The 23,378-nt window shown below is 73.2% G+C and carries 17 protein-coding genes and 2 pseudogenes; 10 read left to right on the top strand and 9 right to left on the bottom strand.

From position 1 onward, the window contains the following. The first annotated feature begins 6 nt into the window (after window positions 1-6). From J4709_RS06450 to J4709_RS06435, 4 genes are all read left to right on the top strand, one after another. Window positions 7-2,964: a glycosyl hydrolase gene (locus tag J4709_RS06450; RefSeq protein ID WP_208238008.1), complete on the top strand. Its 2,958-nt coding sequence runs from the start codon at window positions 7-9 to the stop codon at window positions 2,962-2,964. A gap of 115 nt (window positions 2,965-3,079) precedes the next feature. Beyond that, the gene (locus J4709_RS06445; RefSeq protein ID WP_208238006.1) at window positions 3,080-5,131 is read left to right on the top strand and encodes an alpha-L-rhamnosidase-related protein; all 2,052 of its coding nucleotides are present in this window, start codon (window positions 3,080-3,082) and stop codon (window positions 5,129-5,131) included. Next, the gene (locus tag J4709_RS06440; protein WP_208238004.1) at window positions 5,128-7,653 is read left to right on the top strand and encodes a beta-L-arabinofuranosidase domain-containing protein; all 2,526 of its coding nucleotides are present in this window, start codon (window positions 5,128-5,130) and stop codon (window positions 7,651-7,653) included. The genes J4709_RS06445 and J4709_RS06440 overlap by 4 nt, the downstream gene beginning before the upstream one ends. Window positions 7,654-7,664: 11 nt before the next feature. Next, entirely contained in the window at window positions 7,665-10,790 is a 3,126-nt protein-coding gene (locus J4709_RS06435) for a family 78 glycoside hydrolase catalytic domain (RefSeq protein ID WP_208237996.1), read from the top strand. A 21-nt stretch (window positions 10,791-10,811) separates the two neighbouring features. Here J4709_RS06435 and J4709_RS06430 read toward each other — a convergent pair whose 3' ends face one another. The 6 genes and pseudogenes from J4709_RS06430 to J4709_RS06415 all read right to left on the bottom strand — a co-directional run bounded on the left by J4709_RS06430 (window position 10,812) and on the right by J4709_RS06415 (window position 13,733). Continuing rightward, window positions 10,812-11,360: a hypothetical protein gene (locus J4709_RS06430; RefSeq protein WP_208237994.1), complete on the bottom strand. Its 549-nt coding sequence runs from the start codon at window positions 11,358-11,360 to the stop codon at window positions 10,812-10,814. A gap of 51 nt (window positions 11,361-11,411) precedes the next feature. Then, a pseudogene (locus J4709_RS52945) lies at window positions 11,412-12,011 on the bottom strand (CU044_5270 family protein); the annotation flags it as partial. A gap of 68 nt (window positions 12,012-12,079) precedes the next feature. Beyond that, complete coding sequence (locus J4709_RS52940) at window positions 12,080-12,259, bottom strand: hypothetical protein (RefSeq protein ID WP_232383165.1); 180 nt, start codon at window positions 12,257-12,259, stop codon at window positions 12,080-12,082. Between the two features lie 145 nt (window positions 12,260-12,404). Then, window positions 12,405-12,671: pseudogene (locus tag J4709_RS52935) on the bottom strand (RNA polymerase sigma factor); the annotation flags it as partial. An 87-nt stretch (window positions 12,672-12,758) separates the two neighbouring features. Continuing rightward, a complete protein-coding gene (locus tag J4709_RS06420) occupies window positions 12,759-13,160 on the bottom strand; it encodes a hypothetical protein (protein WP_208237990.1) in 402 nt (133 codons plus the stop codon). A 45-nt stretch (window positions 13,161-13,205) separates the two neighbouring features. Further along, window positions 13,206-13,733, bottom strand: coding sequence for a pyridoxamine 5'-phosphate oxidase family protein (locus J4709_RS06415; protein ID WP_173094853.1), 528 nt, complete (start codon window positions 13,731-13,733; stop codon window positions 13,206-13,208). A 132-nt stretch (window positions 13,734-13,865) separates the two neighbouring features. Between J4709_RS06415 and J4709_RS06410 the strand changes: the two genes are divergently transcribed. Continuing rightward, window positions 13,866-14,831: a zinc-binding dehydrogenase gene (locus J4709_RS06410; RefSeq protein ID WP_208237988.1), complete on the top strand. Its 966-nt coding sequence runs from the start codon at window positions 13,866-13,868 to the stop codon at window positions 14,829-14,831. A gap of 24 nt (window positions 14,832-14,855) precedes the next feature. Here J4709_RS06410 and J4709_RS06405 read toward each other — a convergent pair whose 3' ends face one another. Next, window positions 14,856-15,458 carry a histidine phosphatase family protein gene (locus J4709_RS06405; protein WP_307801032.1) on the bottom strand — a complete coding sequence of 201 codons (603 nt, stop codon included), beginning with the start codon at window positions 15,456-15,458 and terminating at the stop codon, window positions 14,856-14,858. 165 nt (window positions 15,459-15,623) lie between these two features. Between J4709_RS06405 and J4709_RS06400 the strand changes: the two genes are divergently transcribed. Continuing rightward, entirely contained in the window at window positions 15,624-16,454 is an 831-nt protein-coding gene (locus tag J4709_RS06400; RefSeq protein ID WP_208237984.1) for an aldo/keto reductase, read from the top strand. A gap of 22 nt (window positions 16,455-16,476) precedes the next feature. Here J4709_RS06400 and J4709_RS06395 read toward each other — a convergent pair whose 3' ends face one another. Continuing rightward, the gene (locus tag J4709_RS06395; protein WP_208237982.1) at window positions 16,477-17,268 is read right to left on the bottom strand and encodes an SAM-dependent methyltransferase; all 792 of its coding nucleotides are present in this window, start codon (window positions 17,266-17,268) and stop codon (window positions 16,477-16,479) included. Window positions 17,269-17,362: 94 nt separating this feature from the next. Beyond that, window positions 17,363-18,424 (bottom strand): DUF2293 domain-containing protein, encoded by a 1,062-nt coding sequence (locus J4709_RS06390; protein WP_208237980.1) that lies wholly within the window; start codon window positions 18,422-18,424, stop codon window positions 17,363-17,365. An 84-nt stretch (window positions 18,425-18,508) separates the two neighbouring features. Here J4709_RS06390 and J4709_RS06385 point away from each other — a divergent pair, with 84 nt between their 5' ends. The 4 genes from J4709_RS06385 to J4709_RS06370 all read left to right on the top strand — a co-directional run bounded on the left by J4709_RS06385 (window position 18,509) and on the right by J4709_RS06370 (window position 23,373). Beyond that, complete coding sequence (locus J4709_RS06385; protein ID WP_208237978.1) at window positions 18,509-18,721, top strand: hypothetical protein; 213 nt, start codon at window positions 18,509-18,511, stop codon at window positions 18,719-18,721. 137 nt (window positions 18,722-18,858) lie between these two features. Continuing rightward, window positions 18,859-19,881 (top strand): LacI family DNA-binding transcriptional regulator, encoded by a 1,023-nt coding sequence (locus J4709_RS06380; protein ID WP_307801060.1) that lies wholly within the window; start codon window positions 18,859-18,861, stop codon window positions 19,879-19,881. After that, window positions 19,878-21,428 (top strand): sugar ABC transporter ATP-binding protein, encoded by a 1,551-nt coding sequence (locus tag J4709_RS06375; protein WP_208237974.1) that lies wholly within the window; start codon window positions 19,878-19,880, stop codon window positions 21,426-21,428. The genes J4709_RS06380 and J4709_RS06375 overlap by 4 nt, the downstream gene beginning before the upstream one ends. Next, complete coding sequence (locus J4709_RS06370; protein WP_208237972.1) at window positions 21,418-23,373, top strand: ABC transporter permease/substrate-binding protein; 1,956 nt, start codon at window positions 21,418-21,420, stop codon at window positions 23,371-23,373. Before J4709_RS06375 ends, J4709_RS06370 begins: the two co-directional genes overlap by 11 nt. Window positions 23,374-23,378: the final 5 nt, after the last annotated feature.

Here is a 23,378-nt window from a genome sequence, read left to right as displayed (position 1 = left end):
GAGCAAGTGAACGACGACCGTAACGAGCAGGGGCCGCGCGGCCTGACCCGCCGGCGGGTGCTGCAGATCGGCACCGCCGCCGCCGTCGTGGCGGCCGCGGCCCCGGCGCTCGGGGGAGAGGCGGTCGCCGGCACCGCCGCGGCGCCGGGGGCGGCCGGCCTCGCCCGGCCCGCCGCGGCCGTGCGGCCGCGGTTCCGCTGGTGGTGGCCGGACGGGCTGGTCGACCCCGCCGAGATCCGCCGCGAGATCGACCAGATGGCCGACGCCGGTTTCGGCGGCGGCGAGATCTCCGCCGTGCACCACAGCATCCGGGACGCGTCCGTGCTGGACCCGGCCGGGCACGGCTGGGGCACGGCGGCGTGGGTCGCCGGCGTCGAGGCCGCCCTGGACCAGGCGGCGCGGCGCGGCCTGACCGTGGACCTGACGATCGGCCCGGCCTGGCCCGCCGCCGTCCCGACCATCACCCCGGACGACGACGCCGCCGTCCAGGAGCTGGCCTACGGGACGGCGACGGTCGCGGGCGGCGCGACGCACGACGGCCCGGTGCCCGAGCCCGTCGCCGCACCGGCGAAGGGCGTGACGAAGCGCGACCTCGTCGCCGTCCACGCCGTGAAGATCGACACGGCGAACGCCACCCGCAAGGAGACCGGGCTCGACTTCGCCTCCTTCACCGACCTCACCGCGCAGGCCAAGGACGGGCGGATCACCTGGACGGCCCCGGACGGCGGCGACTGGGTGCTGCTGTCGTACTGGCGGCGCGGCAGCGGGCAGCAGCCCGAGGGCGGCCCGCACAGCAGCCCCGAGTCCTACGTCGTCGACCACTTCAGCAAGGCGGGCACCCGCGCGGTCACCGCGTTCTGGGAGGCGCGGCTGCTCACCCCGCGCGTCCGCAAGCTGATCCGCAAGGCCGGCGCGACGCTGTTCGAGGACTCGATCGAGCTGGAGACGCCCGCCCTCAACTGGACGCCGGACCTGCCCGCCGAGTTCAGGCGGCGGCGCGGCTACGACCTGACGCCGTACCTGCCGGTGATCGTCCTGAACAAGGAGAACACCGTCCACGCCTATGAGGCGGACCGGACCGCGCAGGCGCGGCACGACTTCTGGCTGACGGTCTCCGACCTGCTGAACGAGCACCACTTCGAGGCGCTGCGGACGTGGGCGCACTCGATCGGGCTAAAACTGCGCGCCCAGCCGTACGGGCTGCAGACCGACGCCATCCACACGGCGGCGATCCTGGACGTCCCCGAAGGGGAGTCGCTCGGGTTCCGGAACCTGGACGACTACCGCGCGCTCGCCGGCGGACGCGACATGGCGGGCCGGGAAGTGCTGTCCTGCGAGGCAGGGGCGTACCAGGGCGGCGCCTACAACACGACGTGGGACAAGCTGTTGCGCACCATGGGCGGCGCCTACGCGGCCGGTCTGAACCAGACGGTCTTCCATGGGTTCTCGTATGCGACCGCGCCCGGCGCGGCCTGGCCCGGGTTCGCGGCGTTCACGCCGTACAACGGCGGCATCGGGTTCGCCGAGTCGTGGGGGCCGCGCCAGCCGACCTGGCGGCACGTCTCCGACGTCGCCGCGTACCTCGCGCGCGTCCACCAGACCATGCGGGCCGGCCGGAGCCGTATCGACGTGGCGGTGTTCCGGCAGAAGGGCTACACCAAGACCGGCATCGGCGTCGGCTGGTTCACCAAGTACGGCGTCCCGCTCGGCTGGACGCACCAGATGATCAGCGCGCCGCTGCTGGACCTGCCGTCGGCGAAGGTCCGGGACGGGCGGCTCGCCCCCGACGGCCCCGCCTACCAGGTGCTGTTCGTCGAGGGCGACCGCTTCAACGGCAACGCGTGCACGCTCCCGCTCGACACCGCCCGCACGATGCTGAAGCTCGCCAAGGCGGGCTTGCCGCTGGTCTTCCTGGGCGACTGGTCGGCCGCGACGGTCCCGGGCATTCCGAAGAACGGAGAGAACGACGCCCTGCGTGCCGTCATCAAGGAGATGTTTGCGCTACCACGCGTGAAGAACGTCGCGGCGGAGGACGGCGTGCCGGGCGCGCTCGACGCCCTCGGCCTGCGGCCCGAGGTGCGTTACGCGGAGAGCTCCACGCTGCTCAACGCGCACCGGCAGGACGGCCGCGTCGACTACTTCTACCTGTGCAACGGCAAGCACGCCGAGACGGTCAAGCCGCCGGTCGCCGCGATCGACCACGACGTGTCGTTCACCCGCGCCGACCGCAAGGCCGTCCCGTACCGGCTGGACCTGTGGACCGGCGAGACCGAACCCGTCGCGGTCTACAAGGCGGACGGCGACACCGTCACGGTCCGGATCGCGCTCCAGCCGTCCGAGGCGACCGTGATCATCCTGGCGCGCGGCGGGCACCACCCGTCCGCGACCGCCGCGCAGACGGAGGTGCGGGTGGACGGGCAGCGGCTCGTCGCCCGCGCGACCAGCGCCGGGACCTACGCCACCACCCTCGCGAACGGGCGCACCGTCACGACGGCGATCGGCGCCGTCCCTGCCGCGCAGACGCTCACGACCTGGCGGCTGCGCGTCGAGGACATGACCCCGGACGGCACGAAGCACCACGACCTGTCGCTCGACGCCCTCAAGGCGTGGCCGGACATCCCCGAGCTCGCGGACGTCTCCGGCATCGGCACCTACACGACGACCGTGACGTGGGACGGCGGCGCCGGCGCGGTCCTGGACCTCGGCGAGGTCTTCGACACCTGCCGGGTGTCGGTGAACGGGCGCCGCGTCCCGCCGGTCAGCGTGCTGTACCCGACCGTGGACGTCGGCCCGTACCTGCGGCGCGGCACCAACACGATCGAGGTCGAGGTCGCCACGACGCTGAACAACCGGCTGCGGGTGTCCGACCCCGGCGTCTACGGCGGGGCGGCGCGCCAGGCGTACGGGCTGATCGGGCCGGTCCGGCTCGTCCCGTACGGCGAGGCGGTGATCCGCACCCGCTGACCCGCTCCCGCCGACCCGCTTTCGAGAAACGAGTGCGGGAGGGCGTTGGCCCGCCCTCCCGCACGTGAACCCCTGTCGACCCCTTCCCGCATACGGAACGGAATCCGAGGAATCCATGCATCACAGCGTAACGAGGCCGCGCATCGCCGCCCTGGCCTTGGGAATGTCCGCCCTGCTCGCCGCCCAGGCCGTGCCGGCCTCGGCCGCCCCCGGCAACGGCAACGGAAATGGGCACGGCCACGGCTCGGCGCCCTGGGAGCGGTACAACCTGTCGCCGTCGTCCCGGACGATCAGGCCCGTTGCCGTCTACAACACCAGCGGCGACGTCACGAACCCGTCCGCCGTCCTCAAGGGGCACAGGACCACGCTCAGCGGCGCCGGGTCGTACGTCACGCTCGACTTCGGCAAGGAGGTCGGCGGCCTCACCACCCTGCACTTCGCCGGGTCGGACGGCGCGCAGCAGGTCGGGCTGGCGTTCAACGAGTCGTCCACCTACGTCGCCACGGACAGCGACGCGTCCACCGGCGGGCCGCGCAGTCGCGACGGCGCCCTCACCGCCGACGTGGACGGCCGCACCACCTACACCACGCCGGAGAAGTACCTGCGCGGCGGCTTCCGCTATCTGACGATCTTCATGCAGTCGGGCGGCAGCGTCGACCTGGACAAGGTGTCGCTGTACTACACGCCGGCGCCGCAGGTGAAGGACCCGTCGAAGTACGCGAACTACTTCTACTCCAGCGACGACCTGCTGAACCGGATCTGGTACGCGGGGGCCTACACCGTCCAGCTGAACACGATCTCGCCGAAGACCGGCCGCGTCTGGGAGGCGCCCGCGGCGCTGTGGGACAACACCGGCGACATCGGCTCCGGCACGTCCATCCTCGTGGACGGCGCCAAGCGCGACCGGACGGTCTGGCCCGGCGACCTCGGAATCGAGATCCCGACCGCTTACGCGGCGTTCGACGACACCGCGTCCGCCCGCAACTCGCTCGACGTGATCTACCAGCACCAGCGCGACACCGGCGAGCTGCCCTACGCCGGACCGGAGCTGAACAAGTACGGCTCGGACACCTACCACCTGTGGACCCTCGCCGCGAGCTGGGACTACTACAAGTACACGGGTGACGCGCGCTGGATCTCCGGGATCTGGGACAAGTACAAGAAGGCCGTCGACTACAGCTCGGCGAAGGTCGACGCCAAGGGGCTGCTGTCGATCACCGGCACGTCCGACTCCGTGCGGATCCTCGCCAAGGGCGAGAACCTCATCGCGAACGTGCTGCTGTGGCGCGTCCTCGACACCGGCGCGCAGCTCGCCCGCACGCAGGGCGATGCCGGCCTCGCGGCGTCCTACGCGCAGCGCGCCGCCGCGCTGCGCACCGCGATCAACGCCAACTTCTGGGACGACGCGGCGGGCGCTTACAAGTTCTACCCCGACAACGCGATCCACCCGCAGGACGGCAACTCGCTCGCGGTCTGGTACGGCCTCGCCGACCAGGAGCAGGCCCGCCGCATCAGCGCCGAGCTGAAGGGCAACTGGAACGAGGTCGCCTCCACCGCGCCCGAGAACAAGGGCAACCCGGGCGTCTTCTCCGGCTCGATCGAGGTCAACGCGCACTTCGCCGCCGGCGGGCAGGCCGCCGACCAGGCCGGCGTCGACATCATCCGCCGCGAGTGGGGCTACATGCTCGGTAACCCGCAGGGCACCGGCAGCACGTTCTGGGAGTCGTACCGCAACCCCGGCGACGGCTGCGTCTTCTGCAGCGCCTACACCAGCCTCGCGCACGCCTGGGCGACCGGCCCCGTCACCGCGCTGACCTTCGGTGTCCTCGGGCTGAACCCGACCGGGACGGGCGGGCGGTCGTTCGACTTCGTCCCGCACACCGCCGACCTCGCGTTCGCGCAAGGCCGCATCACCACGACGCTCGGCGCCATCGAGGGCTCCTGGAAGATCTCCAAGGGCGCCTACACGGCGAAGCTGAAGGCGCCACGCGCCGCGACCGGACGCGCCGGCGTGCCGACGTTCGGCGAGCGGATCAAGGTCCGGGTCGACGGGCACCTCGTGTGGGACGGCACCCGGGCGCTGATGAAGGGCGTCCGCACCGACGGCGAGTACGTCTACGTCGACGGCCTGCACGGGAACCACACCCTCCGGAGCGAGCGGGCATGACGAACGCCCTGAACCGCAGGGCGTTCCTCGGTACGGCGGGCGCCGCTTCGGCGGCGCTCGCCCTCCCCGCCCTGCCCGCACCGCCCGCGCGCGCCGGGACCGTCCGCGTCTCGCCGAAGCCGGTGCTCGCGCCGTTCCCGCTGTCGGACGTCACGCTGCTGGACGGCCCGTTCCGCGCGAACATGGCCCGGACCTGCGCATATCTCAAGTTCGTCGACGCCGACCGGCTGCTGCACACCTTCCGGCTGAACGTGGGGCTGCCGTCGTCGGCGCAGCCGTGCGGCGGCTGGGAGGCGCCGGACGTGCAGCTGCGCGGCCACTCCACCGGGCACCTGCTGTCGGCGCTCGCGCAGGCGCACGCGAACACCGGCGACGACGCGTACGCCGCCAAGGCCCGGTACATCGTCGGTGAGCTGGCGAAATGCCAGGCGGCGGCGCCGTCGGCCGGGTTCGGCGCCGGATACCTGTCGGCGTTCGAGGAGGCCGTCTTCGACCAGCTGGAGGCGGGCGGCCACCCCTGGGCGCCGTACTACACGCTCCACAAGATCATGGCCGGGCTGCTCGACCAGTACCGGCTGAGCGGCAACGCGCAGGCGTTGACCGTGCTCAAGGGGATGGCCTCGTGGGCTGGGACCCGCACCGGCAAGCTGACCACCGACCAGATGCAGAAGGTGCTCGGCGTCGAGTTCGGCGGCATGAACGACGTGCTCGCCGAGCTGTACCAGGTCACCGGCGACCCCGAGCATCTGGCGACGGCCCGCTGCTTCGACCACGAGGCCGTCTTCGGGCCGCTCGCCGAGCGCCGCGACGCCCTCGACGGCCTGCACGCCAACACCCAGATCCCGAAGATCGTCGGCGCGGTCCGCGAGTACGAGGCGACGGGCGAGAGCCGCTACCACGGCATCGCCGCGTATTTCTGGGACACCGTCGTCCACCACCATTCCTACGTGATCGGCGGGAACAGCAACAACGAGCTGTTCGGCCCGCCCGGCGAGATCGCCGGCCGGCTCGGGTCCGACACCTGCGAGAACTGCAACTCCTACAACATGCTGAAGCTCTCGCGGCTGCTGTTCCTGCACGACCCGTCCGAGTCCGCCTACATGGACCACTACGAGTGGACGCTGCTCAACCAGATGCTCGGCGAGCAGGATCCCGACTCCGAGCACGGGTTCGTCACCTACTACACCGGCCTGTGGCCCGGCTCGCAGCGCGAGGTCAAGGGCGGGCTGAAGGCGGCGCCCGGCAGTTACAGCTCCGACTACGACAATTTCTCCTGCGACCACGGAACGGGCATGGAGACGGCGACGAAATTCGCCGACAGCATCTATTTCCATTCCGGTGACGAGTTGTACGTCAACCTGTTCATCCCGTCCGAGGTGACGTGGAAGGAACGCGGGATCGGGATCCGGCAGGAGACCGGATACCCGCATGCCGATCGGACGCGGCTGACGGTGACGTCCGGGTCGTCCCGGTTCACTTTGAAGATCCGCGTGCCGGGCTGGCTGGACGCGCGGGGCGCCCGCCCGCGGATCCGGGTGAACGGCGCCGCCGTTCCGGTGAAGGCCCGACCCGGCTCGTACGCGGCGATCGAGCGGCACTGGAAGCGCGGCGACACCGTCGAGGTCGCGATGCCGATGGCGCCGGTCTGGCGGAAGGCGCCCGACAACCCGTGCGTCCAAGCCGTCAGCGTCGGCCCGGTCGTGCTGGCGGGCGAGTACGGCGACCGGACGCTCAACGCGTTCCCGGCGATCGACCCGCGCTCGCTGCGCGCCGACCGCCGGGCCCCGCTGAACTACACCGCGTCGGCGGACGGCGCGACCGTGCGGCTGAAGCCGTTCGCCGAGGTCCAGCACGAGCGCTACACCGTGTACTGGGCGACGCCCGCGCCCCGCCACAAGCCCACGCTGCTGGCGCATTTCCCCCTCACAGGGCGGAGCCTCGCCGATGCGACGGGCCGCTGGCCGGACGCGTCGCTGGTGTCCGGCGCGGCGTGGGCCGACGACGGCGGCGCCGTCGCCCTCGACGGGACGGGCGGCCACGTCGCGCTGCCGGCCGGGCTCCTGTCCGGCCTCGACGCGCTGACCGTTTCCGTCTGGCTGGACCTCGGCACGCTCGCCAACAACACGCGCGTGTTCGACCTCGGCTTCAACAAGACGACGTACTTCGCCGTCATCGCCCGCACCGGGTCCGGCACCGCCCGGTTCACCATGAAGATCACCGGCATGGACGGCGAGGACCACGCCGACGCGCCGTCCGCCCTCCCCACCGGCGCCTGGACCCACCTCGCCGTCACCGCCGGAGCCGGATCGGCCGTGCTCTACGTCGACGGCACCCCGGCCGGGCGCAACGACGGCCTCGTCATGAGCCCGCTCGCGCTCGGCGCCACCACGCACAACTACCTCGGCCGCTCCCAGGACACCCGCAACCCGGCCATGGACGGCCAGGTCACAGGCTTCCGCCTCTACGACCACGTCCTGACGGCCGCCGAGATCGCCTCCCTGCACGCGCAGGGCCGCCCCTAGGAGAACCCCCCTTGCACAAGCCGATCCGCGGCCTCGCGGCCGCAGCGGTGACCGCCGTCCTGCCGCTGGCCCTCCTCGCCCCGCCCGCGCACGCCGACGCCCGCGCGGGCGCCACCGGCCTGCGGGCCGACGACCTGTCCCGGGCGCTCGGCATCGACGACACGACCCCGCCGCTCAGCTGGCAGTTGGGCGGTGGCCGGAACACGGCCCAGACCGCCTACCAGATCCAGGCCGCCACCAGCGAGAACGCGCTGCACCGGGGACGTCCCGACCTGTGGGACTCCGGCCGCGTCGCCTCCGCCGCCCAGCGCGCCGACTACGCGGGCAAGAAGCTCGGCAGCCGCACCCGTGTGTACTGGCGCGTCCGCGTGTGGACGGGCCCGAAGGCGTCCGGCTGGTCGGCGCCGTCCTGGTTCGAGACCGGCCTCACCGCGCAGAGCGACTGGCGGGGCCGCTGGATCGGCCAGAAGGACTGGCAGACCAGCACCAAGAAGCCCGACCCGATCGTGGTGAAGCTGCCGAAGACCACCGCCCGGTACGTCCGCCTCGACGTGACCAAGCTCGGCCTGCCGATGGTCGAGCAGGTGCCGGATAAGACGTACCGGCTCCAGCTCGCCGAACTGGAGGTCCGCGACTCCGCCGACCCGGGCACGAACCTCGCCGCCGGCAGGACCGTCACCGCGTCCGACAACGGCGGCAACGTGAACCGCAAGTGGGGCACCCGCTACCTCACCGACGGCACCGAGACGACGAACCAGGAGTTCGCCGGCTGGTCCAGCTCCGCCTACACCAAGGCGGACGTGTCGGACGCGCCGCTGACGCTGACCGTCGACCTCAAGGACGCCAAGGCGTTCGACGAGGTGCTGCTCTTCCCGCGCACCGACCAGCCCGTCGAGGGCGGCAAGGTCCCCTACGCGCCCGCCGACTTCACCGTCGGCGCGTCCGGGGCCGCCGACGGCCCCTTCGAGAACAAGGCGACCGTCACCGGGCAGGCGCCGCCCGAGTCGCCCGTCCCCGAAGCGCTGCCGATCTTCGCCAAGGACTTCGCGCTGCCGCGCGGCGTCCGCGACGCCCGCCTCTACGTCGCCGGCCTCGGCGTCTACGAGGCGCGCCTCAACGGCCGCCGCATCGGCGACGCCGAGCTCGAACCCGCCAACACCGCCTACGCCGAACGCGTCCAGTACGCCACCTACGACGTCACCAAGATGCTGCGGCCCGGCGGCAACACGCTCGGCGTCGAACTCGGCAACGGCAACGCCAACGTCATCTCCACCCCCGACCGGTACCGCAAGTTCTCCGGCACGATCAGCGACCCGAAGCTGATGGCGCAGCTGGAGATCACGCTCGCGAACGGGCAGGTCGTGCGGGTCGCCAGCGACGGGACGTGGAAGACCGTCCTCGGGCCCGTCACCTCCTCCAACTGGTACGGCGGCGAGGACCACGACGCCCGCCGCGAACGCCCCGGCTGGGACCGGCCCGGCGCGTCCCGCTCCGGGTGGGAGCAGGCCGTCCCGGTGGCCGCGCCCGGCGCGCTCAGCGGCCGCGACACCGAACCCGTCCGCGTCATCGAGACGCTGCCCGGCAAGCAGGTCGGGTCCGGCGACGGCTACCAGGTGTTCGACGTCGGCCGCGTCGTCGCCGGACGCCCCGAGATCACCGTGACCGCGCCCGCCGGCACCGCCGTCCGCGTCTACCCGTCCGAGAGCCTCAAGGACGGCCGCGCGAACCAGTCGATCAGCAACGTCGGCGCGCCGATCTGGGACCAGTACACGACCCGCACCGCGCGCGCCGAGACCTGGCACCCGCGGTTCTCCTACCACTCGTTCCGGTACCTGGAGGTCCGCGGGCTGCCCGCCGGTGCGACGATCAACGTCCGGGGGCAGGTGCTGCACGCCGACAACGCCTCCGCCGGGTCGTTCAGCTCGTCCAACGAGCTCATCGACGGCATCCACGGCCTCATCCGCCGCGCCATCGAGAACAACATGCAGAGCATCTTCACCGACTGCCCGAGCCGGGAGAAGCTCGGCTGGCTGGAGCAGGACCACCTCGTCGGCGACGCCCTCGCCGCCAACTACGACGTGCACGCCCAGCTGCGCAAGGTCGTCCGGGACATGGCGGACGCGCAGACCGACGCGGGGCTCATCCCGTCCACCGTGCCGGACTACACCGTGCTCGCCGGCGCCTACCGCGACGACCCCAACTGGGGCGGCGCGTTCGTCGTCGTCCCGTGGCAGCTGTACCGGAACTACGGCGACACCGAGACGATGCGGACGTACTACGCGCAGATGAAGAAGTACTCCGCGTACCTGGAGGCCCGCGCCACCGACGGGCTGACCGACTACAGCCTCGGCGACTGGTTCACCCTCGACCGGACGTTCCCGAAGATGGTGTCGGGCACCTACGGCTACTGGCGCGTCAACGACACCCTCGCGAAGATCGCCGGGGTGCTCGGCCAGACCGAGGACGCAGCCGCCTACAAGGCCAAGGCCGAGCAGAGCGTCAAGTCCCTCACCGCCAAGTACTACGACGCCTCCACCGGCACCTTCGCGGGCGGCGGCCAGGGCGCCGAGGCCCTCGCCCTCGACATGGGCGCCGTCCCCGCGGCCGACCGGCAGAAGCTCCTCGACCACCTGGTGTCCAGCGTGAAGGACGCCGGCTACCACCTGCAGCTCGGCGAGATCTCGCTGCCGTCGGCGTTCCGCGTCCTGCCCGACGACATCGTCTACGAGATCGCCACGCAGACCGACAGCCCCAGCTACGGCTACCAGGTCGTGCACGGCAACACCGCGCTCGGCGAGTCCTGGGACGGCGGCAGCGGCCAGTCCCAGGACCACTTCATGCTCGGCTCGATCGACTCGTGGTTCACTTCCCGCCTCGCCGGCCTCCAGCAGGCCGCCGGCTCCACCGGCTACCGGAACCTGGTCATCGACCCGGCCATCGTCGGCGACCTGACCAGCGCGTCGGTGACCCGGCGGACCCCGTACGGCGAGGCCCGCTCGTCCTGGACGCGCGACGGCCGCAAGGTCACGCTGACCGTCACCGTCCCGGCCGGCGGCACCGCCGAGGTCCACGTCCCCGGCGCCGCCGAGCCCGCCAAGGTCGGCTCCGGCACCTGGACGTTCCACGGCACCGCCTGACGCACCCGGGCCGCCCTCCGGTCACCCGCCGGAGGGCGGCCCCACCTCCTCGACCGGCGGCGGGAGCAACGAGTAGACGGCCCGATGCGCATTGAAATACGCCAGGTAATAAAGGCGCCCGCCCTTGCGCAGTTCCATCGGCGGCGGATCGCTCACGTCCCCGAGGTCACGCGGAAAGTCGAGTTCGTGGTTCTGGGCCGGCAGAGTCCTCCGGCTCCACCAGGCGACGGCCTCCTCCGCCTCCTCCCGGCCCTCCCAGAACCTGACCTTGCCGCGCTCGTCCGGGGCGGTCAGCACCCGCATCAGCGCGGGGTCGTAGATCCCCTTGACCCGGAAGTCCTCCAGGTGGCGGCGCTGGACCACCATCCGGACGTGGCCGCCGCGCCTCCCGCGGTGCCTGCCCGCGACCACGACGGCCTCGCCGCCGTCGCCCCACTGGGGCGGCAGCACCCACAGCCTCGTCCCGCCGGAGAAATGCCGCAGCCCGGACCGGATCTCCAATCCGCCTTCACCGGACTCCGTTTCCCGCGCCACGTTCGCGACCACGCAGAAGCCGAGCAGTTCGCCCATGGGCACATGATTCGCGGGGAAAGGCGGCCGCCGCAATGGATTTGCGGCGGGTCAGCCGGGGGCGACCGTGGGGGCGCGGTCGACGAGGCGGACGCTCAGCTGCGCCGTCGAGGTCACGACGGTGCCCGCCGGCGCGCGGGCGATCGACGCGTCGGTGACGACCGTCCGCTGCCCCAGGTACGAGTACGTCTTCGGGGCGAAGATGTACTCGTCGCGCTGCCCGCTACCGGGGACGTCCAGGGACACCGCGACGCCGGTGCGGCCCGCGGCGTCCACGGCCTTGCCGACGGTTCGCACGCCCGCAATGGCGGCGGCGGCCCGGAACAGCGCCTTGCGCTGCGCGGCCGGCATGTACGCCTCGGTGAGCATGCTGCCGACGTTCTGCCATGCCTGGCCGTCGGCCTCCGGCCCGGCGCCGAGGTGGGAGTACAGGTGCTCGTACATCCCGGCCGGGTCGGCGGGCAGACGGCTCAGGTAGGCGTAGTCGGTGCGCAGCCACTCCGCGCGGTGGTCGAAGTCCGCGGCCTTCGCCGGACCGGAGTGCCCGGCCTCCTTACGGGCCTCGGGCGGGATCGCGTACCCGGGGTAGGGCTTGGGGGGCAGCACGTCCGTCTCCAGGACGCCGTGCGTCGCGTCGCCGTCCACGGGCAGCCAGATCGTGCGCCTCACGCGCGACAGGTAGCGGCTATAGCTCTTGCCGCTGTTGCTGTCCACCGGGTTCATGGCCGTGGTCGGTAGACGAGGAACTGGCCGGGCCTCGGGTGCAGCTCCGGCGCCCGGTCCACCGCGTCCGCGGCGTGCTGGAGCAGCTCCACGTGCGCGACCGGCATCGTGTGGACGGCCGGGGCACGGTGCGGCGACTCCCCGCCGGAGCCGGCGACGACCACGCCCGCGGTCACGGCTGCGGCCGCGACTCCCGCGGTCGCCGCGACGGCGAGCCGGAACCGCCGGGGACGGCGCGCGGCCGCGCGACCTCCGGGTAGCCGTCACCGGGTCGGCGCCGGTGCTCCGCAGGGCGCGCAGCCACCGGACCTCCGTCCGGACGTGCCGGCCCATCAGGTTGGTGGCGATGCCGTACAGCCACGGGCGCGCGTGCGGGCGCGCCAGGTCGTAGGCATGCCGCCGGCCGAACGCCGCCAGGAAGGTCTCGGCGACGACGTCCTCGGCCGCGTCGGCGCCGAGCCTGCGGGTGACGTAGCGCTTGATGTCGGGCGCGTGCCGGCGGAAGATCTCCGCGAACGCCTCCGGCTCGCGCCGGGAGCGTGCGATGACGGAGGCGTCATCGGCCTCGGCCCGGCTCGTCTCGCTCATGGTGGGGGCCTCTCGGCTCTGGATCGGGACGCCCCTTCTTGCCCGCCCGCGGCCGAACGGTTCCCGGCCGCGTCAGCGGCGGTTCGTTCACCGCACCACTCTGGTCCGCGGCGTCAGGGCACGGCCCGCGCGTCGGTGCCGGAGCCGCCAAGCCAGGACGATCAACGCCGCGTCGGCCACCACGGCCAGCGAGACGAGCCCCGCGGGCATCTCCCAGGCACCCTGCGCGATCGGCCCGAGCGCGCCCAGGCGCACCCGTGCGTCCTGGCCGATCATGGAATGCCCGGCCCCCAGGATCTCACCGGACCCGGCCCGCCCGCCCTCGTCCGTCCACGTGCCCGAGCACATGCCTCCTCGGCCGCTGTTGCAGTCGTGGACGTGCGCGATGGCCACGGTGCCGCTCGTCTCGGTCTGGACCACGACGAAGGCGAGCCAGTTGACGATCAGTGTCACCAGGAGCAGGGCGAGCCCCCACAGCCTTGCGGTCATGATCGGACGGTAAGCCCGGCCGGTGCGCGGCCACAATGCGGGGCGTCAGGTGCGGAAGGTCCAGCGGGTCGCGGCGTACGGCTCGACGAACGCCACGCCGATCGCGGCGTGGACGGTGAACCGGTACACGTGCCACGGCGGCGGGCCGGCGCTCTGCGCGCTGTAGGGGGCGGTGAACGCGTCGCCGTCGACCTGCGCGGGCCAGCCCCCGTCGCGGTAGGCGGCGGCGACCGGTTCCAGCACGGCCGGGTCGGTGACCCGCTCCGCCTCGCCTTCGAGGACGAGGTCCAGGCCCTCCAGCCGGGCCGACAGCGTGCACGCCGGGTTCGCGGCGAGGTTGCGGGACTTGCGCGTGCCCGGCCCGCTGGTGAAGTACAGGTCGCCGTCGTGCCACAGCGCGCCGATGCCCGCCGCGTGGGGCCGGCCGTCCGGGCGGACGGTGCCGAGGAAGACGGGCGTCTCCATCCGCGGCAGGCCCTTGACCAGCGCGGTGCGGGCCCGCTCCCACGGCATGGGGCCGCCGCTGTCGTAGATGTCGAGGTCGCTGACGTCGATCGGTTCACGGTCGGTCATCGCTGTCCACCTCTCGTCCGGTGCGTCGTCGAGGGTTATGACCGGCCCGCGGCCCGGAACTCATCGCGGGCCGCGGTTTGACCTCAAGTCCGGTTGAGATGCGAGCGTGTCCGGGAGCGAAGGGAGAGGCCGATGAAGGTCGTGCGCGTGACGCGGTTCGGGGGTCCGGACGTCCTGGTGGCGGGGGAGGCGCCGGAGCCGTCCGCGGGCCCGGGGCAGGTGGTCGTCGCGGTGGCGGTCGCGGAGATCAACTTCGTGGAGACCCAGCTGCGGCGGGGGATCACCCCCGGTCCGCCGCTGCCGGAGCCGCCGTACGTGCCGGGCGGCGGGGTGGCCGGGCGGGTCGTCGCGATCGGGGACGGCGTGCCGCCGGAGTGGCTGGGCCGGCGGGTCGCCACCGGGACCGCGGGCCACCTGGGCGGCAACGCGGAGCGGGCCGTCGCGGACGTGGACGGCCTCGTCCCGGTGCCGGACGGCCTCGGCCTGCCGGAGGCGGCGGCGCTGCTGAACGACGGCGGGACGGCGCTGGGCCTGTTCGAGGGCGCGGGGGTCCGCGCCGGCGACCGGGTGCTGGTCGAGGCGGCGGCGGGCGGGCTGGGGAGCCTGCTCGTGCAGCTGGCGCTGTCGGCGGGGGCCCGGGTCGTCGGCGCCGCGCGGGGCGAGGCGAAGCTCGCGCTGGTCCGTGAGCTGGGCGCGGAGGCCGTCGACTACTCGGCGCCGGGCTGGGCGAAGCGGGTGCTGGACGCGGCCGGCGGGGCCGACGTCGTGTTCGACGGCGTGGGCGGCGAGATCGGCCGCGAGGCGTTCGGCGCGGTGGTCCGGGGCGGGCGGTTCTCCGTGCACGGGGCGTCGAGCGGCGCGGCGACGGTGATCCCGCCGGACGAGGCGGCCGAGCGCGGCGTGACGGTGTTCGGGATCGAGCAGCTGATGGGGTTCGGGGACGGCGCGAAGGAGCGGACGCGGCGGATGCTGGAGGCGGCCGCGGCGGGCCGGATCCGCCCGGTGATCGGGCAGCGGCTGCCGCTGGAGCGCGCCGCCGACGCGCACGCGGCGATGGAGGCCCGGTCGGTCGCCGGGAAGACGCTGCTCATCGTGTGAGGACGCCTCCGGCGGCGGGCCGGGTCACTCGTCGCCGGTGGGCAGGTTGTAGGCGATCAGGGCGGCGGTCCCGCCGGAGAGGTCGAGTTCGGTGATCGCGCAGTTGCGGACCCGCGGGAGCACCCGCCGGTAGGCCGGCAGCGGGACGCCGAGCAGCTCGCACAGCGTGAGCCGCAGCAGCGTGCTGTGCGTGACGACCAGGACGCGCGCGCCCGGCTCGGCGTCGGCGATGTGGCGCAGCACGGCGGCGCCGCGCGCCGCCGCCTTGACCGGGTCTTCGGCGCCGGGGAACGGCGAGCGCGCCGGGTCGGCGCGGAACGCGGCGACCTCGTCCGCGGGCATCTCGGCGAGTATCCGCCCCTCGGCGGTGCCGAAGTCGAGCTCGCTCAGGTCGGTGTCCACCTTCAGCGGCAGGCCGAGCGCGTTCGCGGCGGGCGCGGCGGTGCCGCGGGCGCGGCCGAGCGGCGACGCCCATACCGCGCCGATCTCGCGGCCGGCGGCCCAGCGGCCGAGGGCGGCGGCCTGCCGGCGGCCCCGCTCGGACAGCGCGACGTCGCTGACGCCGGCGTACCGGTTCTCCTCGTGCCACACGGTCTCGCCGTGCCGTGCCAGATAAAGCGTCGTCACCCGTGCCCCCGGTCGCAGCGTTCCACCCCGATGTGCGCGCCGTCCCAGTATGCCGGTGGGAGCCGGCTCACAGGTTCGTCCGGCGATCTGGTGGGCACGGCTCTCCTGGCACGGCGATTCCGGAACCGGCGGATTCCGGGCAGGCACCATCCGAGGGGGAGGACCATGACCGTACCTGACGTCAGGCTCAACGACGGGGCGATGATGCCGCAGCTCGGCTTCGGGGTGTTCCAGGTGTCGGACGAGGAGGCCGAGCACGCCGTGGAGGTCGCGCTGCGCGACGGCTACCGCAGCGTCGACACCGCCAGCGCCTACGGCAACGAGGAGGGCACGGGCCGGGCGCTGCGCGCGTCCGGGCTGCCGCGCGAGGAGCTGTTCATCACCACCAAGCTGTGGAACAGCGACCAGGGCTACGACCAGACGCTCCGGGCGTTCGACGCGAGCATGCGCCGCCTCGGCCTCGATTACCTCGACCTTTACCTGATCCACTGGCCGATGCCCGGCCACGACACCTACATGGACACCTGGCGGGCGTTCGAGAAGCTCAAGGAGGACGGCCGGATCCGGTCGATCGGCGTCTCCAACTTCACCGTCGACGCGCTGCGCCGCGTGATGGACGAATCCGGCACGGTGCCCGCGGTCAACCAGATCGAGTTGCACCCCTACTTCCAGCAGGACGGGCTGCGCGCCTTCCACCAGGAGAACGGCATCCACACCGAGGCGTGGGCGCCGCTCGGGCAGGGCCAGGGGCTGCTGGACGACCCGGCGCTCGCCCGCATCGCGCAGGCGCACGGCCGGACCCCGGCGCAGGTGGTGCTGCGCTGGCACGTGCAGGTCGGCAACGTGGTGATCCCGAAGTCGGTGACGCCGCGGCGGATCGCCGAGAACATCGACGTGTTCGGCTTCGACCTCGCGCCGGAGGAGATGCAGGCGATCGGCGAGCTGGACAAGGGCACCCGGGTCGGCCCCGACCCCGCCACCTTCGAGATGGCCTGACGCGCCGTCCGCCGCGCCCGGTTCAGTGCTTCTCGCCGACGCCCACCAGCCCGGCGAACCGCTCGCCGTCGGTCCGCACGCCGCCGTCCAGCCACTCGCGCGGGCCGGTCAGGCCGGGCGGCAGCAACTCGAACCCGTCGAAGAAGCCGCGGATCTGCGCGCTCGGCCGGGCGCCGAGGCGGGCGCTGGCGTCCTCGTAGACCCGCTCGGCCTTCGCCATCGCCTCCGGGAACGCGTCCGAGGCCAGATGGGACAGGACGAGCCGGCCGCCCGGCGCCATCGCGTCCCGGTACCGGGCGACGAGCGCGGCGGGGTCCTCGGCGTCGTCCACGAAGTGCAGCACCGACACCAGCATCACCGCCACCGGCGCGGAGAAGTCGATCATCCTGCGGACCGTCGGGTGCGCCATGATCTCCTCGGGGCGGCGCAGGTCGCCCTGGACGAACCCGACGTGCGGCGAGTCCGCCAGCAGCGCCCGCCCGTGCGCGCACACGACCGGGTCGTTGTCGACGTAGACGGTGCGCGCGTCCGGGCGGACGTCGCGGACGGCCTCGTGCACGTTCTCCTGCGTCGGGAGCCCGGACCCGAGGTCGAGGAACTGCGCGATCCCGGCGCGCGCGGCGTCGCGGACCGCGGCGCGCACGAAGGCCCGGTTCAGCCGGACGCCGCGCACGACGCGGCCCTCGGAGATCTCGACGATCCGGGCGGCGGCCTCCCGGTCGGCGGCGAAGTTGTCCTTGCCGCCGAGCCAGTAGTCGTACATCCGGGCGACGTTGGGGGTGCCGGGGTCGAGATCCTCGGTGGCGTCGGTCACGCGGACATGATCCTCTGGCCGCCGGGGCCGGGCAACCGGAACGCCGGAGGCGGCCAGAGGCGGCGAGCGGGAGGCGGCGGGAGGCGGCGGGCGGTCAGGGGCGGCGGCGCCAGGCGGCGAGGGCCGCGTCGACGTCGGCGCGGATCCGGTCGCGGGCCTCGCGGCGCGGCACCCCGGACATCAGCAGCGCGTCGTAGCCGGTGTCGAGGTGCCGGATCGAGGCGATGACGGCGAGGGTGACGGCCTCGGCGTCCAGGTCGCGGCCCGCGGCGGTGCGGCCGACGCGGCCGCTGCCGCGCAGCCCGGCGTGCCGGGCGATCTCCTCGGCGCGGCCCTCGGGGCAGCTCGGGAACAGCCGGACGATCTCGGCGGCCATCCGGTCCTGGAAGTCGGCGTCCTGCCCGGCGCGGCGCTCCCGGTCGCGTTCGCGGCGGCGGGCGCGCACGTCCTCGTCGGCGAGGCACTGCTCCTCGGCGCGCTCCAGCGCCGCCTCCTCGACCAGCACACCGCGCCGCTCGTAGCGCTTGCGGCGCCGGTTGTGCTGGACGACGACCGCCGACAGCCCGCTCTCCTTCTTCGCGCGGCGGCTCAGCGCGGCGTTCCCGGACGGCAGGAGCACCAGGTGCCCGAGGTCGGCGCAGTCCAGGCAGATCGGCTCGCCGTCCTCGACGATCTGCAGGTCGCCGGGGGAGTGGCAGCCGCCGCACGTCCACGCGCCGTCCGGCATGAGGACGGTGATGTCGGGCGCCTTGGCCTGCCGGGCGGCGAGGCGCTCGCGCTGCGCGGGCGTGAGGTCGGGCGACAGCCAGTGCGTGCGGTGGTCGCGTTCGGCGGCGTCGCGCCCGGCGGCGGTGAAGCGCAGCTCGCGGTGGTCGCGGGTGGCGGCGGCGTAGGGGGTCTCGGCGGGCTCCAGGCCGTTCGCCTCGGCCCAGGCCCGCAGGGCGCGCAGCGCGGTCTCGATCTTGTCGGGGCGGACGGCCATCGCGGCGTGCAGGTGGTCGTGCCGGCCCTGCCGCCACTCGTCGACGGTCGCGGCCCGGATCCAGCCGAGCCGGACGAAAACCTCCACCGGGGCCACGGCCCGGGACCGCTTCAGCAGCTCGCCGGCGGCGTCCGACACCCGGCGCGCCAGCCGGGACTCATGCACCTCGCTCACGGCGCCCCACGCTATAGGACCCGTCGGACGATGGCCGCCGACCTGCGTGAATGACGAAAAGTCACGCAGCGTAGCGTTCCGTGCATGGGGGATGAGCGGGGGAGCTGGACGGGGCCGGGCGGCCTGCGCGTGACGGCGGTGCGGCTGTCGGGGGCGCACGGGGTCTGGGCCGGCCTCGCGGGCGTGCGCGGCGGCGACGCGTTCCTGGTGACCAGGCGCGGCGAGATCGTCGGCTACTACGCCACCGTGGAGGAGCTCGCGGGCGTGCTGGACCTGGCCGAGTTGCACGCCGAGTAGGGCCCGGCCGGGGCGGTTCGTGGAACATTTCGGGCGGTCGCCGCTTGCGGGAATGCGGCGCGTCGTGTAATCGTTTACAAGAGCACGATGTAATCGTTTACAAGAACGTTTTCGCTCGGAGGTGGGCCTTGGCCGGGGTGAAGGACGTCGCGCGGCTCGCCGGCGTCTCCGTCGCGACCGTCTCGCGCGTCCTCAACGACAGCGCGTCGGTCACCGACGCGACGCGGGCCCGCGTCCTCGCGGCCGTCGACGAGCTCGGCTACCGGCCGAACGCCGTCGCCCGCTCGCTGCGCACCGACACCACCCGCACGATCGGGCTGGTCATCGGCGACATCCTCAACCCGTTCTTCACCGAGCTGGCCCGCGCGATCGAGGACCAGGCGCGCGCGTCCGGGTACTCGGTCGTCATCGGCAACGCCGACGAGCGGCCCGAACGCCAGGACCACTACGTCCGGACCCTGCTCGAGCAGCGCGTCGACGGCCTGCTGCTGTGCCCCACGGCGGAGATCACGCCGCTGGTCCGCGACGTCGTCTCCGGCGGCGCGCCGCTGGTGTTCCTCGACCGCACCCTGCCCGGGCTGGACGTCCCGACGGTCCGCGCCGACGGAGCCGCCGCGATCGGCGAGCTGGTACTGCACCTGGCGCGGCTCGGGCACCGCCGGATCGCGTTCGTGTCGGGCCCCGCGCTGCTGTCCACCGGACGCGAGCGGACCGAGGCGTTCAAGGCGGCGCTGGAGGCCGCCGGGCTCCCCGTCCGGCCCGAGTACCTGGAGGCGGGCGACTTCCAGGCGGCCAGCGGCCGGGCCGCCGCCGCCCGGCTGCTCGACCTGCCCGAACCGCCCGAGGTGATCTTCGCGGGGGACAACCTGATGGCGCTCGGCGCGCTGGACGAGATCCGCGCCCGCCGCCTGCGGATCCCCGCGGACGTGGGGATCGCCTCCTACGACGACGTCCCGTGGTTCACCCATGTGGACCCGCCGGTCACCGCGATCGGCCAGCCCGTCCAGGAGCTCGGGCGGCGCGCGGTGCGCGCGCTGCTGGAGCGGATCGACGGCCGGCCGGTGGAGCCGGCGGTGCTGGACGCGCGGCTGGTCGTGCGCCGCTCCTGCGGCGAACCCGGCGATGAAGGAAACGGAAGCGAAGGGAGTGGCCGCCCATGAGCCTGCCTGCCGATGAGCCGTCGAAGGACAGGGAGATCCTCCGGGTGCGCGGGCTGCGCAAGGCGTTCCCGGGCGTGCTCGCGCTCGACGGCGTCGACTTCGGCCTGCGGCCCGGCGAGGTGCACGTGCTCCTCGGCGAGAACGGCGCCGGCAAGAGCACGCTGATCAAGACGCTGTCCGGCGCGCACCGCCCCGATGCCGGGACGATCGAGGTCGACGGCCGCGAGGTCTCGATCCGCACGGCGCAGGACGCCGAGCGGCTCGGCATCGCGACCATCTACCAGGAGTTCAACCTCGTCCCGGAGATGACGGTCGCCGAGAACCTGTTCCTCGGCCGCCAGCCGCGCCGGTTCGGGCTCCTCGACCGCCGGGCGATGAACGCCGCCGCGCGGGAGCTGCTGGCGAAGGTCGGCGTCCAGGCCGATCCGGACGACCGGATGGCGGGCCTCGGCATCGCGCGCAGCCAGATGGTGGAGATCGCCAAGGCGCTCAGCCTGGACGCGCGCGTGCTGATCATGGACGAGCCGACCGCGGTGCTCACCACCGGCGAGGTCGACCGGCTGTTCGGCATCGTCGCGAGGCTCCGCGAGCAGGGCGTCGCGGTCATCTTCATCACCCACCACCTGGAGGAGATCCCGCGGATCGGCGACCGGGTGACGGTGCTGCGCGACGGCAGGTCCGTCGCGGAGGTCCCGGCGGACACCCCGCAGGACGAGCTGGTCCGGCTGATGGTCGGCCGCTCGATCGACCAGCAGTACCCGCGCGAGCGCACCGAGGCCGGCGCGCCGCTGCTGCAGGTCAAGGGCCTGACCCGTGACGGCGTGTTCGAGGACGTGTCGTTCGAGGTCCGCGCGGGCGAGGTCGTCGGGCTGGCCGGGCTGGTCGGCGCCGGGCGCACCGAGGTCGCCCGCGCGATCTTCGGCGCGGACCGTCCCGACCGCGGCGAGGTGATCGTGGACGGCAGGTCGCTGCCGCCCGGCGACGTCCACGCGGCGATGGAGGCCGGGGTCGGGCTCGTCCCCGAGGACCGCAAGGGTCAGGGCCTCGTGCTCGGCGCCGACGTCCAGGAGAACCTCGGCCTGGTGACGCTCGGCCGGTTCAGCCGCGGCGGGCTCGTCGACCGGGCCGGGCAGCGCAAGGACGCCGGCGAGATCGCCGGGAGGCTGAACGTGCGGATGAGCGGGCTGCGGCAGGAGGTCCGCACCCTGTCCGGCGGCAACCAGCAGAAGGTCGTGATCGGCAAGTGGCTGCTCGCCGACGCGAAGGTGCTGGTGCTGGACGAGCCGACGCGCGGCATCGACGTCGGCGCGAAGGTCGAGATCTACGAGCTGATCAACGCCCTCACCGCCTCCGGGCACGCGGTGCTCATGATCTCCAGCGACCTGCCCGAGGTGCTGGGGATGAGCGACCGGGTGCTGGTGATGGCGCGGGGCCGGCTGGCCGGCGAGCTGCCGGCGGCCGAGGCGACGCAGGACGCGGTGATGGCGCTCGCCGTCGCCGGTCCGGGCAGTGCGGAGAAGGACGAGGAGAACGACGATGTCCACTGAGACGTTGCGCAAGCGGCCGCAGGAGCCGCGGTCCGGCGGCGCGGCGCGCGCCGCGGGCCGGCTGCTGGGCGAGAACGGCGCGCTGGCCGGGCTGATCATCCTGGTGATCGCGCTGGCCATCGCGTCCGGTGACTTCCTGACGGTCACCAACCTGCTGAACGTCGGCGTGCAGGCCGCGGTCACCGCGATCCTGGCGTTCGGCGTCACGTTCGTCATCGTCACCGCCGGGATCGACCTGTCGGTCGGCGCGGTCGCCGCGCTGTCGGCGGTGGTGCTGGCCTGGACGGCGACGCAGCACGGGCTGCCATGGCCGCTCGCGCTGATCGCCGCGGTCGTGGTCGGCGTCGTCGCCGGCCTGGTCAACGGGGCGCTGATCACCTACGGGAAGCTGCCGCCGTTCATCGCGACGCTGGCGATGCTCGGCGTCGCGCGCGGCCTCGCGCTGGTGATCTCCGACGGCAGCCCGATCGCGTTCCCCGGCGCGGTCACCCACCTCGGCGACACCATCGGCAAGTACCTGCCGGTCCCGGTCATCGTGATGATCGTGATGGGGCTGCTGACCGCGCTGATCCTCGCCCGCACCTACAGCGGGCGCGCGATGTACGCGATCGGCGGCAACGAAGAGGCCGCGCGGCTGTCGGGCATTCGGGTGAACCGGCAGAAGCTCGTCACCTACGCGCTGTCCGGCGCGTTCGCGGCCGTCGCCGGCATCGTGCTGGCGTCCCGGCTCGCCTCCGCGCAGCCGCAGGCCGCCAACGGCTACGAGCTGGACGCGATCGCCGCCGTCGTGATCGGCGGGGCGAGCCTGTCCGGCGGCAAGGGCAAGGCGTTCGGCACCCTGGTCGGCGCGCTGATCCTCGCGGTGCTGCGCAACGGCCTGAACCTGCTGTCGGTGTCGGCGTTCTGGCAGCAGGTCGTCATCGGCGTCGTGATCGCGGCGGCGGTGCTGCTGGACACCGTCCGGCGGCGCGGCCTGAAGGTCCGCCCCGCGACGTTCTGGGCGGGCGGCGCCGCGGTCGTCGCGGTGATCGTCGCGCTCGCCGCGGTCGTCGCCACCACCGGCGGCAACGGCTCCAAGTCGGGCGGCGCGGCCGGCGGCGGCTCGGTGAAGATCGGGCTGTCGGTGTCCACGCTGAACAACCCGTTCTTCGTCCAGTTCCGCCAGGGCGCGCAGGACGAGGCGAAGAGGCTCGGCGTGAAGCTGACCGTCGGCGACGCGCAGAACGACGCGTCGCAGCAGGTCAACCAGGTGCAGAACTATGCCAGCCAGGGCATGAAGGCGATCGTCATCAACCCGGTCGACTCCGACGCCGCGGCGCCCGCGGTGAAGGCCGCGAACCGGGCGGACATCCCCGTCGTCGCCGCCGACCGCACCGTCAACGGCGCCAAGGTCGAGCAGCTCGTCGCGTCCGACAACGTCGCGGGCGGCAAGGACGCCGCGGCGCAGATGGCGAAGCTCCTCGGCGGCAAGGGCAAGATCGTCGTGATCCAGGGGCAGCCGGGCACCTCCGCCTCCCGCGAGCGCGGGCAGGGCTTCAGTGAGGGCCTCAAGCAGTACCCCGGCATCCAGGTCGTCGCCAAGCAGCCCGCCGACTTCGACCGGACCAAGGGCCTGGACGTCATGACGAACCTGCTCCAGTCCCACCCCGACGTCAACGGGGTGTTCGCCGAGAACGACGAGATGGCGCTCGGCGCGATCAAGGCGCTCGGCGGCAAGGCCGGCAAGCAGATCAAGGTCGTCGCCTTCGACGGCACGCCGGACGGCATCAAGGCCGTCCAGGCCGGCACCCTGAACGCGACCGTCGCGCAGCAGCCCCGGCTGCTCGGCAAGATGGCCGTGGACAGCGCCCTCAAGGCCGCCAAGGGCGGCAGGCTGGTCGCCAACGCGCCGGTGCCGGTGAAGATCGCCACGCCGGAGAACGCCGCCCAGTTCGCCACGCAGTAGGAAGG

This window comes from Actinomadura violacea (genome assembly GCF_017573465.1).
GTDB classification, from domain to species: Bacteria; Actinomycetota; Actinomycetes; order Streptosporangiales; family Streptosporangiaceae; genus Spirillospora; species Spirillospora violacea.
The sequence above is the reverse complement of the archived record's forward strand: the minus strand, read 5'-3'. Positions and strand labels throughout refer to the sequence as shown.